Annotated in this window: 19 protein-coding genes; all 19 read right to left on the bottom strand. The window is 33.5% G+C overall.

The annotated features are described in order from the left end of the window. On the bottom strand, nucleotides 1–502 hold a 502-nt coding region (locus B7R67_RS20565; protein ID WP_328587384.1), incomplete at its 3' end, for a 1-deoxy-D-xylulose-5-phosphate synthase N-terminal domain-containing protein. A 599-nt stretch (nucleotides 503–1101) separates the two neighbouring features. Next, nucleotides 1102–1989 (bottom strand): polyprenyl synthetase family protein, encoded by an 888-nt coding sequence (locus B7R67_RS20560; protein ID WP_088072859.1) that lies wholly within the window; start codon nucleotides 1987–1989, stop codon nucleotides 1102–1104. Nucleotide 1990: 1 nt separating this feature from the next. Further along, nucleotides 1991–2218, bottom strand: coding sequence for an exodeoxyribonuclease VII small subunit (locus tag B7R67_RS20555; RefSeq protein ID WP_088072858.1), 228 nt, complete (start codon nucleotides 2216–2218; stop codon nucleotides 1991–1993). Between the two features lie 5 nt (nucleotides 2219–2223). Next, the gene (gene xseA / locus B7R67_RS20550; protein WP_088072857.1) at nucleotides 2224–3570 is read right to left on the bottom strand and encodes an exodeoxyribonuclease VII large subunit; all 1347 of its coding nucleotides are present in this window, start codon (nucleotides 3568–3570) and stop codon (nucleotides 2224–2226) included. Nucleotides 3571–3606: 36 nt separating this feature from the next. Further along, on the bottom strand, nucleotides 3607–4482 hold the full coding sequence (gene folD / locus B7R67_RS20545; protein WP_088072856.1) for a bifunctional methylenetetrahydrofolate dehydrogenase/methenyltetrahydrofolate cyclohydrolase FolD: 876 nt from the start codon (nucleotides 4480–4482) through the stop codon (nucleotides 3607–3609). Between the two features lie 37 nt (nucleotides 4483–4519). Beyond that, the gene (gene nusB, locus B7R67_RS20540; protein WP_088072862.1) at nucleotides 4520–4900 is read right to left on the bottom strand and encodes a transcription antitermination factor NusB; all 381 of its coding nucleotides are present in this window, start codon (nucleotides 4898–4900) and stop codon (nucleotides 4520–4522) included. A gap of 596 nt (nucleotides 4901–5496) precedes the next feature. Next, complete coding sequence (locus B7R67_RS20535) at nucleotides 5497–6060, bottom strand: GNAT family N-acetyltransferase (RefSeq protein WP_088072855.1); 564 nt, start codon at nucleotides 6058–6060, stop codon at nucleotides 5497–5499. A gap of 170 nt (nucleotides 6061–6230) precedes the next feature. Beyond that, nucleotides 6231–6629 carry an Asp23/Gls24 family envelope stress response protein gene (locus B7R67_RS20530; RefSeq protein ID WP_088072854.1) on the bottom strand — a complete coding sequence of 133 codons (399 nt, stop codon included), beginning with the start codon at nucleotides 6627–6629 and terminating at the stop codon, nucleotides 6231–6233. A 15-nt stretch (nucleotides 6630–6644) separates the two neighbouring features. Next, nucleotides 6645–7994 (bottom strand): acetyl-CoA carboxylase biotin carboxylase subunit, encoded by a 1350-nt coding sequence (gene accC, locus B7R67_RS20525; RefSeq protein ID WP_088072853.1) that lies wholly within the window; start codon nucleotides 7992–7994, stop codon nucleotides 6645–6647. Between the two features lie 44 nt (nucleotides 7995–8038). Next, nucleotides 8039–8524: an acetyl-CoA carboxylase biotin carboxyl carrier protein gene (gene accB / locus B7R67_RS20520; RefSeq protein WP_088072852.1), complete on the bottom strand. Its 486-nt coding sequence runs from the start codon at nucleotides 8522–8524 to the stop codon at nucleotides 8039–8041. A gap of 351 nt (nucleotides 8525–8875) precedes the next feature. Continuing rightward, entirely contained in the window at nucleotides 8876–9442 is a 567-nt protein-coding gene (locus B7R67_RS20515) for a SpoIIIAH-like family protein (RefSeq protein ID WP_088072851.1), read from the bottom strand. A gap of 21 nt (nucleotides 9443–9463) precedes the next feature. Then, the gene (gene spoIIIAG, locus B7R67_RS20510) at nucleotides 9464–10156 is read right to left on the bottom strand and encodes a stage III sporulation protein AG (protein ID WP_088072850.1); all 693 of its coding nucleotides are present in this window, start codon (nucleotides 10154–10156) and stop codon (nucleotides 9464–9466) included. A gap of 6 nt (nucleotides 10157–10162) precedes the next feature. Then, nucleotides 10163–10780, bottom strand: a complete 618-nt coding sequence (spoIIIAF, locus tag B7R67_RS20505; protein WP_088072849.1) for a stage III sporulation protein AF — start codon at nucleotides 10778–10780, stop codon at nucleotides 10163–10165. An 8-nt stretch (nucleotides 10781–10788) separates the two neighbouring features. Continuing rightward, nucleotides 10789–11958 (bottom strand): stage III sporulation protein AE, encoded by a 1170-nt coding sequence (spoIIIAE, locus tag B7R67_RS20500; RefSeq protein ID WP_088072848.1) that lies wholly within the window; start codon nucleotides 11956–11958, stop codon nucleotides 10789–10791. 21 nt (nucleotides 11959–11979) lie between these two features. Next, complete coding sequence (spoIIIAD, locus tag B7R67_RS20495; RefSeq protein ID WP_235822232.1) at nucleotides 11980–12384, bottom strand: stage III sporulation protein AD; 405 nt, start codon at nucleotides 12382–12384, stop codon at nucleotides 11980–11982. Between the two features lie 12 nt (nucleotides 12385–12396). Then, entirely contained in the window at nucleotides 12397–12600 is a 204-nt protein-coding gene (gene spoIIIAC / locus B7R67_RS20490; RefSeq protein ID WP_088072847.1) for a stage III sporulation protein AC, read from the bottom strand. An 11-nt stretch (nucleotides 12601–12611) separates the two neighbouring features. Beyond that, nucleotides 12612–13124, bottom strand: coding sequence for a stage III sporulation protein SpoIIIAB (spoIIIAB, locus tag B7R67_RS20485; protein WP_088072846.1), 513 nt, complete (start codon nucleotides 13122–13124; stop codon nucleotides 12612–12614). Then, on the bottom strand, nucleotides 13125–14045 hold the full coding sequence (gene spoIIIAA / locus B7R67_RS20480; protein WP_088072845.1) for a stage III sporulation protein AA: 921 nt from the start codon (nucleotides 14043–14045) through the stop codon (nucleotides 13125–13127). 16 nt (nucleotides 14046–14061) lie between these two features. Next, nucleotides 14062–14343, bottom strand: a complete 282-nt coding sequence (locus tag B7R67_RS20475) for a YqhV family protein (protein ID WP_235822231.1) — start codon at nucleotides 14341–14343, stop codon at nucleotides 14062–14064. Nucleotides 14344–14529: the final 186 nt, after the last annotated feature.

Genomic DNA, 14529 nt, shown 5'->3' with positions numbered 1-14529 from the left:
CAATTACATCTTTTTGCTCATGTCCAATATGGTTCATCGCTTCAAGTGCCATTCCACCTGTTAATGCACCATCGCCGATTATAGGAACAATAAACTCGCCCGTCTTTTTAATATCTCTAGCGATAGCCATCCCCATCGCTGCTGATAATGAAGTCGAACTATGCCCAGTCTCCCATACATCGTGTTCACTCTCAATTCGCTTTGGAAAACCACATAATCCTTTAAATTGTCTAAGTGTTGTAAAATCCTTCGCTCGACCTGTTAAAATTTTATGTACATATGATTGATGACCTACGTCCCATAAAAACTTATCTTTTGGTGAATCAAAGACTTTATGTAAAGCAATTGTTAATTCAACAACTCCTAAATTCGGAGCGATATGTCCACCAGTTTCAGAAAGCTGTTGAATTAAAAATTTACGAATTTCCTCACTTAAAACTTCTAATTCTCCGATCGATTTATTTTTTAAAAAACTTGGATTATCAATTGTCGTAAGATCCATCTTGGATCACTCACCTTCCTAGATGTTAAATCTATTTAAATAATTCATTAATATGTAAATTTATCTTTAAAATGATTTTACCATACTTGTTGTTAAACGCTAACTTTCTAAAGTAACTTACTCTTAACACCATGTATCATAATACCATTTTTATTAAAATCTGTTTAATGTTTTTTTTATTTTTTAACTCTGTAAAAAAAAGTTATTGATTTCCGTTACAGGATGCTCGCTTTCCGTGGGGCGTGAGCTGAGCCTCCTCGGCTAGCCTGCGGGGTCTCACCCTTCCCGCTACTCCCACAGGAGTCTCGCACCTTCCACTCCAATCAATATCTTTAAATAATCTATAATTTTACTTCTATAAACTATCTGTCTTTTTTAAATATAAACAATTAACATTTGCCGAGCCCTTTTTAGTTCGTTAATATAAAATCTACTAAAAGAAAAGAAAGCCGCTAGCACATGTGTGTTAACGGCCTACATTTCTGTATATTCTATTAACATCATTAGCATTGGATATAAAGTAGTTACATTATACATAAATGTATAAATCTATTCAATGGACATCGATTTTATCTTATCGTATTGAGCTTGATCTGTATTTAAAAATTGCGATTTTGAACAAAATCACAAATTGCAATTAAATAATCGTCTTTAATGCCACATACTTTAATATGGTGTTTAGCTTCAGTAATAAATGTATGAAGTTTTTCTTTTGCACCTTCAATAGAATATAACTTAACATAGGTAGTCTTATCATTTTCAATATCACTACCAACTGGTTTACCTAGAATTTCTTCATCACCGATTACATCTAAAATGTCGTCTTGTATTTGAAATGCAATGCCAAGTTTATAAGCAAATTGAGTTAAATGAGCTAACTGCTCTGCTGTCGCCTTCGAAAGAATTGCTCCCGCGATGACAGGATACATTAGCATTTTGCCAGTTTTTCTCTCATGAATAAATTGTAATTCTTCACCGCTTAGCTTTTTACTCTCGCCTTCCATATCAGCAACCTGACCAGCAACCATACCTTCTGGACCAGCTGCGATCGCAAGTTCACTTATTAGCTGTAGTTTCATTTGATCTGAAACATTCATATCATTCATTTCAGTAATTAATTTAAAGGCATAGGTTAACAAACCGTCTCCAGCTAAAACAGCAAGGTCTTCACCAAATACTTTATGATTTGTTGGTTTACCTCTTCGGAAATCATCATCATCCATACATGGTAAATCATCATGAATTAATGAATACGTATGAATCATCTCTAATGCACACGCAGGTTTTATTCCTATTAATGTATCTAATCCAAACGCATCTAAAGTAGCGAAAAGCAAAAGTGGTCTAATTCGTTTCCCTCCACCTTGTAAAGAATAGGACATTGATTCTTTTAATCTTTCGGGTGCTCTTAGTCTTTCAATCGATTGAATCATTTCTTTATTTACTAGTCTAGTGGAATACTCCATAAATTCTTTGAAAGTGTTCATACTATTCCTCCTCAACAGTAAAAGGAGTTTGTTCACCCTGTTCATTTAAAATAGAGGTCATTTGTTTTTCAACTTTCGTAAGTTTTTCCTTACATATTTGAGAAAGTTTCATTCCATCTTGAAAATATTCGATCGCTTTTTCAAGTGGTACATCACCTTGCTCTAATTTTTGTACAATCGTTTCTATTTCTTTGATTGCCTCTTCAAACGATAATTCAGTTTGTGCCATTTGATTTACTCTCCTTTTACTTCGAGTACTTCACAGTTTAATTTTCCATCCATCATTTGTAATTGGAAGCGATCTCCACTTTTAGCTTGTTTAGTAGACTTCATTAATTCATTATCACTTTTATATGCTAACGAATATCCTCTGGCCATTACTTTCAATGGACTAAGTGCATCTAATGTATGTATTATTTTTTCCATCTCAAATTGTTTTTGAGTGATGAGACGATTAAATTCTTTTTGTAAAGTCATATGTAACTGTTCATGTTTTTGTTTTTCAAGCTGAACTCTATTACTTGGATGATGAATAAGTAATGTTGAAGTTAGCTCTTTATGCTTATTTGACTTCGTTTTAATGACCTCATTTATCGTTGTTAGAAGTCGCTCTTGTATACGATCAAATTGCTCATGTTTTGGATGAAAAAGTGAATTAGGGTATCTAAAAACATATGCATCTTGAATTGCTTTTAGTTGAGATTGCTTACGTTCAATAATTGTATTGATTGCTTTATTTAGTCTCGTTTCACGTACCAAAAATTGTTCGAGAATCTCTCTTTGACTTAAAGAAACTAACTCTGCAGCTGCTGTTGGGGTTGGGGCTCGTAAATCAGCAACAAAGTCTGAAATTGTAGTATCCGTTTCATGACCAACTGCTGAAATGATTGGAACTTTAGATGAAAAAATTGCCCTTGCAACTTTTTCATCATTAAATGCCCAAAGCTCTTCTATTGATCCACCACCGCGTCCAACGATTAAAACATCAATCTCCTTCATATTATTGGCAATTTCAATTGATTTTACGACCGATGCAGGAGCACCATCACCTTGTACAAGCGTTGGTATGACAACTATTTTCCCAATTGGATACCTTCTTTGAATAGTTGTAATGATATCTCTAACTGCCGCTCCAGTTGGGGAAGTAGCAACCCCTATTACACTAGGAAAAGAAGGAATCTTTTTCTTGAATTTCTGATCAAAGAGTCCTTCTTCTAATAATTTCTTCTTCAATTGTTCATAAGCTACAAAGAGACCGCCTACGCCATCAGGCTGCATGTCTCTTATGTAGATTTGATAGCTACCAGAGCTAGGGTATACATTTATTTCACCTTGTACGATTACTTGCATACCATCAGTTGGTTGAAATGCAATATTAGCATTATAGGATTGAAACATGACCGCCGCAATTCTAGCACCATCATCTTTTAAGGTAAAATAATAATGTCCACTAGATGAATGACGTTTAAAATTTGAGATTTCTCCACGGAGAAGAATATTTTGTAAATTTCGATCCGCTTGAAATTTTGCTTTTAAATACTTGGTTAATGCGGTAACAGTAACTGGTAGCTTTTCCGTCATGCCTTACCCTTCTTTCATTATTGCAAAGCAATATGATTAAAGTTTAACACTCAAATTTAATTTATTTTCAATTTGAGAAGCTGCTTTTAACGTATTATGAAGTAACATCGTTATTGTCATAGGTCCTACTCCACCAGGAACTGGAGTTATATGACCTGCAACTTCTTTTACTCCTTCAAAATCTACGTCTCCACATAATTTGCCATTTTCATCTCTATTCATGCCAACGTCAATGACAATCGCACCATCTTTAACATAATCAGCTGTGATTAATTTTGCAACACCTATTGCAACAATTAATATATCAGCCTGCTTTGTAATATTTTTTAAGTTAGTTGTACGAGAATGAGTGTAAGTAACAGTTGCACTTTCGTTTAAGAATAATTGGCCAACTGGCTTCCCTACAATATTACTACGTCCAATGACAACCACATGTTTCCCACTTATCGAAACATTTGTATTTTCTATTAATTTTAATATACCAAAAGGAGTACAAGGTAGTAATGAATCTTGATTTGTCATCATACGTCCAATATTTATTGGATGAAATCCATCAACATCTTTTAATGGAGAAATTGTTTCAATCACTTTCTTATCAGAAATATGATCTGGTAATGGTAATTGAACTAAAATTCCATGAATTGATTGATCATTGTTTAATCTGTTCACAACTGATAATAATTCATCTTCTGAAACAGTCTCAGGTAATTCAATTACTTCAGAATACATTCCAAGTTCATTACATGCTTTATGCTTTGAATTCACATAAGTTCTTGAAGCAGAGTTATTCCCAACTAAAACAACTGCTAAACCTGGTGTAACGCCTTGGTTTCTTAATTCTGAAACACCAATTTTTAATTCCTCACGAATAGATCCTGAAATTTCTTTTCCATTAATTAATGTTGCTACCATACTAGTTTCCCCCTATGCATATAAACATTTTATCTATTTAGAATTTTGATAATACCGCATTGATAAATTTACTAGAATCATCATCTCCGTAAATTTTAGCAATTTCAATCGCTTCATTGATCGTTACACTTTTTGGAACATCTTCTAAATAATTGATTTCCACTAAAGCGATTCTTAAGATATTGCGATCAACGTTTCCTAAACGATCAATCGTCCAGCTTTCGATATTTGAAGCTAATTGTTCATCAATCACTAATTTGTGACTAACAAAATTTGATATGATTGCATCTAAGAATGCATCTTCTTTTTCTTCAGCTTCTTCTAATACATGCTTTAATGCATCTGAAGCATTCGCTTCACTTAAATCCATTTGGAATAATGTTTGTAATGCAAGTTCCCTTGCTTTTCTACGTTTCATCAAAATAATAAACTCCTTTAAGCTTAATTCATCATTCGTTGCATAGGTAATAACGAATTATTTTATATAGTAACACGTTATTTTACCATTTTTTTTTACAACTTCCAACGACTGTATGGATTAACTCCAATTTTTATTATTATTAACGTTTCTAAGCAAACTCCATACTTTTAAAGTATTTTCTACATTTTAACCTAAAATCCAATAAAATAACAGGATAATGTTTGTGTTTTATAAAGTTTTTTTCCATTTTTTATAAAACAAATAAATATTATAGAGTAAAACACGAACATTAGACTTTCTCTTTTCTTGATGAAGTAAGTTAATTTAAAAAAATTACTCAGATAAAATGAGTAATTTTTTTAAGCTGTTGAAAAATAATCTTGTCAAGTAATGACCAAACTTTCGTAAAGGAAGTTTAGTGATGTTCATTTCCACTGCAGTATGCATGCTTAAGAGCAGGAACAAGGAAATGCAGGATCAAGGGGAAAATGAAAGGAAAAAGATATTAAAAGACTTTAGAGTATTTTATTGAATTCTTATATATAATATATTTCCTATCTGCCTTTCATGCTTTTCCTGCTTTTCCTGCCAACTTAAATTGATAGACTTTCATTGTGAGCACGCCACTCGTGTTCTAATATACTAAATATATATGTGTCCCTCCAGCCGTCTCTTAATAATAAATCTTCGCGCATTTTTCCTTCTAGTGTTAAGCCGCACTTTTCTAACACTTTTGCTGAAGCGATATTCCTAACATCACATGTTGCATAAATTCGATGAAGATTAAATTGTGTAAATCCAAATCTAATTAGTTCTTTAGCAACTTCGCTTGCATATCCTTTCCCCCAATAATCCGGATGAATTACATAACCGATTTCACCTATTCGATTTTGCACATCTCGAATATTAAACTCAATTGAGCCAATCAATTCATTCGATTCTTTTTCAATGATTGCAAATGCAAATCGTGTCCTATTATTCGTTTTTTGATCAACTAGGATTTGTTTAATAAAATCCTTCGTTACGTCTTCCGTATTCGGACCCCACGGTTGATACTTGCAAACATCAATTTGAGATGCATATTTATGAACCTCTTTCCAGTCACTCTCTACAATTTCTCTTAGGTTTACTCTTTTTGTGTTCAAGTTTATATCCATTGCCATCACCTATCTTTTTTTCATATATCTAAATTTTAACACATTTCAAAAATTATATTTTAAGAAAGAGAAATAAAGAAAACTCACCGATTGGCGAGCTCTCTGGCGAAGAAAAAGGCTTAGTTACTATAAAAAAGAGAGCCTCTTTTATAGAGACTCTCTTTACAATATTAAAGCTCAATTGGAGCTTCTTGCTCAGTTTTTGTATCGAATTGTACGCCTACAACATGAACATTTACTTCAGATAACTCAAGACCTGTCATCGTTAATAAAGCTTGACGAATATTGTCTTGTACATTACCCGCTACAGTCGGGATTGATTTACCAAATTTAACTAGAATATATACATCAATTGTAATTCGTTCGTCAGATAAATCAACTCGAACACCTTTACCATGATATTTCTTACCAATGATCTCAGAAATACCAGATGCAAGGTTACCACGCATACTTGAAACACCTTCAACCTCAGCTGCTGCAATACCAGCAATCACCTCGATTACTTCAGGTGCAATTTCAACTCGACCTAAAGTCGCAGTACCCATTTCTAACATTTGATTATCATTCATGCAGATCCCTCCACTTTATCCTTTAACAAGCGCATGCTCCTCAAGGAATTTAGTATTATACTTCCCTTTTACGAAGATTTCATTTTGCAATAAATTTAAATGGAATGGAATTGTTGTAAAAATTCCTTCTACCACAAATTCTTCAAGTGCTCTTATCATTATAGCAATTGCTTCTTCTCTTGTCTTGCCATGAACGATAACTTTCGCAATCATTGAATCATAATATGGCGGAATTGTGTATCCGCTATACACAGCAGAATCAACACGAACATTTGGTCCACCAGGAGGTAAGTAAGTAATAATCTTACCAGGTGATGGCATAAAGTTTTTATCTGGATTTTCAGCATTAATACGACACTCAATCGACCATCCATTTAAAGATACATCTGCTTGAGTAATTTTTAATGGATGACCTTTTGCAATTAATAACTGTTGCTTAATTAGATCAATTCCAGAAATATATTCAGTAACAGGATGTTCTACTTGGATACGAGTGTTCATTTCCATAAAGAAGAAGTTTTTCGTGTGTGGCTCATAAATGAACTCAACTGTTCCAGCGCCCCAATAATTTACTGCTTCTGCAGCACGAACAGCTGCCATACCCATTTTTAGACGAGTTTCTTCGTCTAAAACTGGAGATGGAGCTTCTTCTACTAATTTTTGAAGGCGGCGTTGTATCGTACAATCGCGTTCTCCAAGATGAATTGTATTTCCATGCTCATCTGCTAAAACTTGTATTTCTACATGTCTAAAATCTGTAATATATCTTTCAAGATATACACCTGGATTACCAAAAGCAGTTTGAGCTTCTTGTTGAGTAATCTGAATACCTTTTTCTAGTTCAGCTTCATCTTTTGCTACACGGATTCCTTTACCGCCACCACCAGCTGTCGCTTTGATAATAACTGGGTATCCAATTTCTGCAGCAATTTTTTTACCTTCTTCAATACTTTGAATGATACCTTGTGAACCAGGTACAACAGGAACGCCTGCTTCCTTCATTGTTTCACGAGCAACGTCTTTTGTTCCCATTTTAGAAATAGAATCCGCTGTTGGTCCAATGAATTTCACATTACATTCTGTACATAATTCTGCAAAACTAGCATTTTCTGATAAGAAACCATAACCAGGATGGATTCCGTCACATCCAGTTAATTTCGCAATGCTAATAATGTTTGTCATATTTAAATAACTATCTTTTGATAACTTTGGTCCTACACAATAAGCTTCATCAGCCATTTGAACATGAAGTGCCTCTTTATCTCCTTCAGAGTAAATAGCAACTGTTTCAATATTAAGTTCTTTACATGCTCGAATAATACGAATGGCGATTTCGCCTCGATTCGCAATTAAAACTTTTTTCATTTCTTCACCTTCTCTAGTAAAGTACGATCAATTTTGTAGAAAGATTACGCCTTTACTAAAAATAAAGGTTGTCCGTATTCTACTAATTGACCATTTTTAGCAAGTATTTCAACGATTTCACCGTCAATTTCAGCTTCAATTTCATTAAACAGCTTCATTGCTTCTACGATACAAACAATTGAATCACTCTTAATGCGGTCACCTACTGATACATATTCTTTCGCATCAGGTGATGGAGATGCATAGAATGTACCTACCATCGGAGAAGTAATCTTATGTAAGTTACTTGTATCTTCTTTTTCAACAACTGGTGCAGCAACTTCTTGTGCTACTGGTTTTTCTAATGTAGCAACTGGTGCAGCTGCAACAACTGGAGCTAATTCTTGGTGCACAACAGGAGCAGCCTGTGTTACAACTGTTTGTCCACCCTTTTTAATTTTAACGATAGCACCATTATCTTCAAATTCGAATTCATTTATTGTTGATTGATCGATTAACTTTATTAATTCTCTAATTTCATGAATTTTCATTTTTGTTCACCCCTTAAAACATATAGTCTAATCTTATAACCTAATACTAAACTTTTCAACAAATTATTTCACCTATTGAATTTCCTAATTATTTTTAGCCATTTCACATGGAATATTTATATATTATTCCTTACCAAAAATAATTCATTATAAACTATTATAACAGGGAATAAAAAAAAAGGTAAAGGAAGGGGTTAGGAGAAGGGAGAAGCAGGCCGGGCAGGAAAGATAGGTAAAGTATTTAGTTGAAATCAAATTTCTAAAGACTTGTTGTTCCTGCTCTTTTTTACAGTTCATAATTAATAAAAATAATAGCCAGTAGAGAGCTTGCTACTGGCTTTTGATCATTCCTTATTTAATTTGGAATTTAACTACAACTAGTTTTTCACCAAGTACACTTCTTGTCATTTGGATGATATCGTTTGCTGCTTTTCTGCTTGGTTTTGAAGATGTTACATCAACTTTTACTTGGTTTTTGTCAGCACGTACCAATGCATCTTTATAGCCAGCTTCTTTAATCATAGTTTCTACATCTGATTCTAATGCAGTTAATTTCTGTAATTCATTCATACTTGTAAATGCTTTACTTTTTTCTTGAGCTGAAGCAGTTGCAGAGTCAACAGTGGCTTGATATTCATCAATTAATTGACTTCTTTGATCTTCTTGCTCCATACGTTGTTTTAAGAAAATATCATTCGTAGAGCCATTTTGCTGAGTAGAAGTTTCTTTATCGTTTTGTTTTTTAGTATCCGTTTTCTTTGTATCTTTAGGCGTTGAATCTAATGAAGCTGTGTCAGTATTATTATTCATATTCATAAATCCAGTCGTTTTTAAATTATCTGGAGTTGTTACATAATAAACTGATAATACAACAACTAAACTTAACATTGTTAATAACCAAATCGTTTGTTTTTTCATTAAAATTTTACCTTCTTCCTATTATTTTTTTGGTTGTACAGATACACGATAGCTTGGTACATCAAGTAATCGTGTTACAGCTTCTCGAATCATTTGCTTTACTTCTAGATTTTCAGCGCCCTTCGCAATAACAAGCACACCCCTAATTCTTGGCATTTCCGTTTCGACTACTACAGGTTCTTGTTTATCACCATTATCAATGATGACGATTTGTTCTTCTTGTGATTGATCATCAATATTTCGTTTACCACCTTGTTTATCTGTTTCATCAGTTTCTTGTGTACGATTCGTTTTATTTGTTTGATAAACTTTCTTTTCGCTACCTTGAAGATTAACTTCTACCCTTACATCACTTACACCAGCCATATTATTTAATGTGTCAGTTAGCTGTTGTTCATATTTTTTTTCATAGGATGCAATTGAATTAGATGATGATTTTCCACCACCACTTCCAAGAGTCTCAACGGCTTGTTGTTCAGTTTTTGCTTTTCCACTAGTTTCAGTAGAAATCGGTGAAAGCATTGAATTTGTTTTTTGATTTGAATTAGCAAATAAACCGCTTGCTATCATCCAGCAAATTCCAAGTCCAAGTAGAGCTAGTACATATTTTCTCGTCAGTTTAAATGGACTTTGCCCTTTGTCAGAAGAGGTATTTTCATCATTATTTCCTTTTAGAAAGTCTGCTAATTTTATGGGTGGTATCTTTTTTTTCATTTGTCATTACTCCCCTCCTTCCATTTTGACTTCGATTTGCTTGTCCCCAAGCTGCCATTTATTTGCTAAATAGTTTTGCAACTCTTGTTGATTAATTTTTTCCCTTTCTGTCTGAACTGGTTGATCAGTATTAATTGATACTTCTTGAACAGGTTCTACATTGCTTGTCTCATCTTTTTTAGGGCTTACATAAACGATTACTTTTGATAAATCCTGAGCGCTTTTAACTGTACTTACATCATCTTTAACTTCTAAATCTACTTTTGTAATTACCTGTTCAAATTCTTTCGTAAAGCTTTTTTCTACTTCGTTTTTCATTTGGACAGCCATTTGTTTTAATATATATGCACGTTCTACCTGTTGTATTTCATTTTTCTTATTATTTATTTCATTTTTTATTTCGCTATTTGCTTCGTAAGTTGTCGACTGATAACCAGCAAGTACATCTTTTATATTCACTCTAAAGAGTTGAAAAATCGGTTGGAGCATCATGACGATTAATAATAGACTCGCAACAAATCTTACATATTTTGCCAAACCATTATTTGGAATTAGCATCATAATAATTGTTGCAACAAGAATATAGACAATAATGTTTGATACCCAATGAATAAAAAAATCCATCTCTTCACCTACCTAAACATCACGACAATATTACCTGCCGCTATAATTAAAGTCATACTTAAGAAAAACATTAATGAAACGATTGCTAAACAAACAAATAAATAGGTGACGCTTTTTCCAATCGTGTCAATCGTGCTAATAATGTTTTTACTTCCAACCGGCTGTAAAATCGCTGCCGAGAATTTATAGATTAAAGCTAAAACTAATATTTTAATTGCTGGAAATACAATAATGGCTAATAGAATGACAAGCCCTACAATTCCTACTGTATTTTTCAACAGTAATGATGCACTAATTACCGTATCTGTTACATCTGCAAATACTTTACCGACAACAGGTACAAAATTACTTGTTACAAATTTAGCTGTTTTTACAGCAACTCCATCAGTCACAGCTGTTGTCATACCTTGTACGCTTAAAACGCCTAAAAAGATCGTTAAAAAGATTCCTAATACACCTACCGCAACATTTCTTATTAAAGCTGCTAATTTCGTTACCTTTAATTCATCATTTATTACGCTTACAATACTTAAAATAGTAGATACGAGAATTAGAGGTAATACAAAATACGTTACTAACAAACCACTTGTATGCATTAAGAAAATTAAGATTGGATGAAAGAACCCTACAGATATAACGCCTCCAGAGGTTGCAATCAACGCTAGTAAAATAGGAATTAATGCTCTGAGAAAATCAATCATAACTGTAATTGCATCTTGTGTAGCCTGTGTAGCAATATAGAAACTGTTAAGAGCAAAAACGACTAACACTAAAAAAACAACATTATCGGCAATCTTACTAATCGTACTTTTCTCAAACGCGTTTTGTAATGATTGAAGTAACGAACTAAAAATAACTAACATAATTAAAATTCCTAGTATTTTCCCGTTACTTAATAGCTCAAAAAATATATATTTACCAAATGCAATAAACCATTCTTGTAGCGAAAATTTCTTTTCTCCCTTTACAAATTGGATAAAGTCACCTTTTTGACTTTCAGGTAAAAAACCTCCATATTTATCAACAACTTCATTCCAATATTGCTGTACATCATCGATCCCTAGTTTTTGAATTTGTTCATTTACGATTTCAGCAGGTGGAGGAGCAGCTTGTACAAATTTTGGAACTAAGAAAAAGAGAGTAAAGAAAAGAAGAAAAACTTGAACCTTTTTTGTCATAATGTCCTCCTTTTCTTACTATTAAGAAACTTTTGGTAAAAAGCTTAATATTGTTTCAATTAGTGCAGTTAAAATCGGTACTGCAAGAACTAAAATAAGTACTTTTCCACCTAATTCAATCTTAGAAGCAATGGCTCCTTGTCCTGCATCCTTTGTGATTTGTGCTCCAAATTCAGCTATATATGCAATCCCAATGATCTTTAACAAAGTTTCCACGTATACATTTTTAATATTCGCTTGGTTTGCTAGTTTTTGAATTTCATCGAGTAAGAATTGCACTTTATCTAATAAGAAGAGAAATAATACGCAGCTAATAAAAACCGTTATAGCTAAATTAAATTTATCCATTTTAAACTGATTTAATAGAAGAATTAAAAAAGTAGCACACAAACCAATTCCAACAATTTGGATGATTTCCATTACAATCTCACCCCTAATCTAATGAAATAGAAATACATCCCTAACTTTATTAAATAAATCTCCAGCTTTTGTGATGACTTGTAGAAAAACAATAATAAAGGCTGTAATAATCGTCCATGTAGCAAATTCTTCCTGACCTGCCTTTTTTAAAACCGCATGTATAATCGCAGCAATTACCCCAATTCCAGCAATTTGAAACATTAAGGCATAATTTGTAATCATCTGTATCCCTCCTATAAGAGTAAAATGACAATTAAGATTCCGCTTAAAACTCCAAGCATTTTAGACATTCGTTCATAGTTTGACTGTGAATCTAAAGCTTCCTGTTCTTCCCGTTCTAAATGTTTTAATGCTAAAATAATTTGCTTCTGTTGGGAGTACTTATCATGCATCCCAATCGTCTCGCCAAACTGTAATAAAACTTGTAGATCCGACTCTTTAATCGAAACCGTTTTAAAATAGTTCCTTAATGCATTTTCCCAAGCTTCTTTTGCCGTAAGTGCACACGTTTCGAGTTGAAATGCAAAATCTTGTAAACAACCATTAATTGGTCCTTTTAGTTGACTAGAAATTCTTCTAAATGCTTCTTGAAGGGGTAATTGACTATACATAACTTCTGCCTCAAGTGATTGCAGGGCTAACTTCCATGCTCTTAATTCTTTCGTTCGTTCAGACAATCTACCGGCAAAATAAAATCCTAGCCATGAAGTCGAAAATATAATGAAAAGTGCTCCAATCCATTTCATTTAAAGCACCGCCCTTGGATGAAATAAACTAGCGCAATGATTATTTTTTATATCAGTAACAGTGCCTGGTGAAGGAAAATTTGAAATCTCTATAAATCTTTCAAAAGATCCATTATGAAATAAAGGCTGAAGTGAAGGGCGTTTTCTTATCTCCTCTAATGAATATCCATGTACTGTAACTATTAATTGTACTCCTGCAAAAATGGCCTCTAAAATTGCATCAACATCCTCCTTCTTTCCTATTTCGTCAACAAGTATGACATGTGGACTCATTGAACGTACAAGCATCATCATACCTTCAGCCTTAGGGCATGCATCTAGAACATCGATTCTTTCACCAAATGTATATTGGGGAACACCTTTTACAGATCCTGCTATTTCAGATCGTTCGTCAACAATCCCAGCTTTCCCGGGTCTTATCCCTTTACCTACATCACCTTGACTAACAACCCTTGCAAAATCCCTTAGTAAAGTCGTCTTCCCTGCTTGTGGCGGACCAATAAGCATTGTGTTTTTCCATCTATCTTCATAAACATACTTAATATACGGACTAGCTATTCCTACTTTTTCTTTTGCGATACGAAAATTATAAGAACTGATATCTCGAATCATCTTAACCATACCGTTTTCAGTTACAACTCGACCGGCTAAACCGACGCGATGACCACCTTTGATTGTGATATACCCTTTTTTTAATTCTTCTTCAATTGTATAAATAGAAAACTGACTAAGTTTACCTAGAATTTGCTGACCTTCCTCTTCTGATAAAATATAAGGTATAAAGTTCGATTGATTACTCGAAATCACTTCAACTGGTCGACCAACCCTTAACCTTAATTCCTCAACAGACTGTAGGTCACCATAAGATCGCATCAATTTTTCTTTGATCAAACTAGGTAATACATTGAAAACCTCTTCCATAGAAGTTCACTTCCTATCATTTAAAAACTGCCAATAAAATTAAAAACACGCCACAAACAACTAAAACTAATCTTATTGGGTCTAATTTAGATGCTACTCCGATAATTCCAATTGCCATTGTTGAAATAAGGATAATGGGCCCAATCGTTGCTAAAATACTATTTACCGCCAATGCTTTCTTAATGTCGTTAAAATAAAGAATTGTAAAAGCAGCAATCAACTCAACACTTCCACCCAAAACCCTGAGCATTCCCATACTTAACACAGCTCGATCCATCGATTCAATCCACTCTTTCATAGTCTACACACCTTTTTTCGAGTCTTTTATTTACTAATATGCAGAACATGTCCATTTCAGAAGACAAATCCTTAATTATAGGTCATAAAAAAAGAGAGAAGTTTTAGTAAACTTCTCTCCTGAGGCTGTAGACAAACGCTCGCTTTCTTCGTTACTTCGCCTGTCTGCGGTGCTCATTACCGTTAA

The organism is Gottfriedia luciferensis, from assembly GCF_002156865.1.
GTDB lineage: Bacteria > Bacillota > Bacilli > Bacillales > Bacillaceae_G > Gottfriedia > Gottfriedia luciferensis.
The sequence above is the reverse complement of the archived record's forward strand: the minus strand, read 5'-3'. Positions and strand labels throughout refer to the sequence as shown.

What these genes read in the sequence shown, in the direction of transcription:
- spoIIIAE (WP_088072848.1), bottom strand. Translation starts at nt 11,958, where the DNA reads ATGACAAAAAAGGTTCAAGTTTTTCTTCTTTTCTTTACTCTCTTTTTC.
- accC (WP_088072853.1), bottom strand. Translation starts at nt 7,994, where the DNA reads ATGAAAAAAGTTTTAATTGCGAATCGAGGCGAAATCGCCATTCGTATT.
- B7R67_RS20535 (WP_088072855.1), bottom strand. Translation starts at nt 6,060, where the DNA reads ATGGATATAAACTTGAACACAAAAAGAGTAAACCTAAGAGAAATTGTA.
- accB (WP_088072852.1), bottom strand. Translation starts at nt 8,524, where the DNA reads ATGAAAATTCATGAAATTAGAGAATTAATAAAGTTAATCGATCAATCA.
- B7R67_RS20555 (WP_088072858.1), bottom strand. Translation starts at nt 2,218, where the DNA reads ATGGCACAAACTGAATTATCGTTTGAAGAGGCAATCAAAGAAATAGAA.
- B7R67_RS20515 (WP_088072851.1), bottom strand. Translation starts at nt 9,442, where the DNA reads ATGAAAAAACAAACGATTTGGTTATTAACAATGTTAAGTTTAGTTGTT.
- xseA (WP_088072857.1), bottom strand. Translation starts at nt 3,570, where the DNA reads ATGACGGAAAAGCTACCAGTTACTGTTACCGCATTAACCAAGTATTTA.
- spoIIIAG (WP_088072850.1), bottom strand. Translation starts at nt 10,156, where the DNA reads ATGAAAAAAAAGATACCACCCATAAAATTAGCAGACTTTCTAAAAGGA.
- spoIIIAB (WP_088072846.1), bottom strand. Translation starts at nt 13,124, where the DNA reads ATGAAATGGATTGGAGCACTTTTCATTATATTTTCGACTTCATGGCTA.
- B7R67_RS20475 (WP_235822231.1), bottom strand. Translation starts at nt 14,343, where the DNA reads ATGAAAGAGTGGATTGAATCGATGGATCGAGCTGTGTTAAGTATGGGA.
- spoIIIAC (WP_088072847.1), bottom strand. Translation starts at nt 12,600, where the DNA reads ATGATTACAAATTATGCCTTAATGTTTCAAATTGCTGGAATTGGGGTA.
- folD (WP_088072856.1), bottom strand. Translation starts at nt 4,482, where the DNA reads ATGGTAGCAACATTAATTAATGGAAAAGAAATTTCAGGATCTATTCGT.
- spoIIIAF (WP_088072849.1), bottom strand. Translation starts at nt 10,780, where the DNA reads ATGGATTTTTTTATTCATTGGGTATCAAACATTATTGTCTATATTCTT.
- B7R67_RS20560 (WP_088072859.1), bottom strand. Translation starts at nt 1,989, where the DNA reads ATGAACACTTTCAAAGAATTTATGGAGTATTCCACTAGACTAGTAAAT.
- spoIIIAA (WP_088072845.1), bottom strand. Translation starts at nt 14,045, where the DNA reads ATGGAAGAGGTTTTCAATGTATTACCTAGTTTGATCAAAGAAAAATTG.
- B7R67_RS20530 (WP_088072854.1), bottom strand. Translation starts at nt 6,629, where the DNA reads ATGAATGATAATCAAATGTTAGAAATGGGTACTGCGACTTTAGGTCGA.
- nusB (WP_088072862.1), bottom strand. Translation starts at nt 4,900, where the DNA reads ATGAAACGTAGAAAAGCAAGGGAACTTGCATTACAAACATTATTCCAA.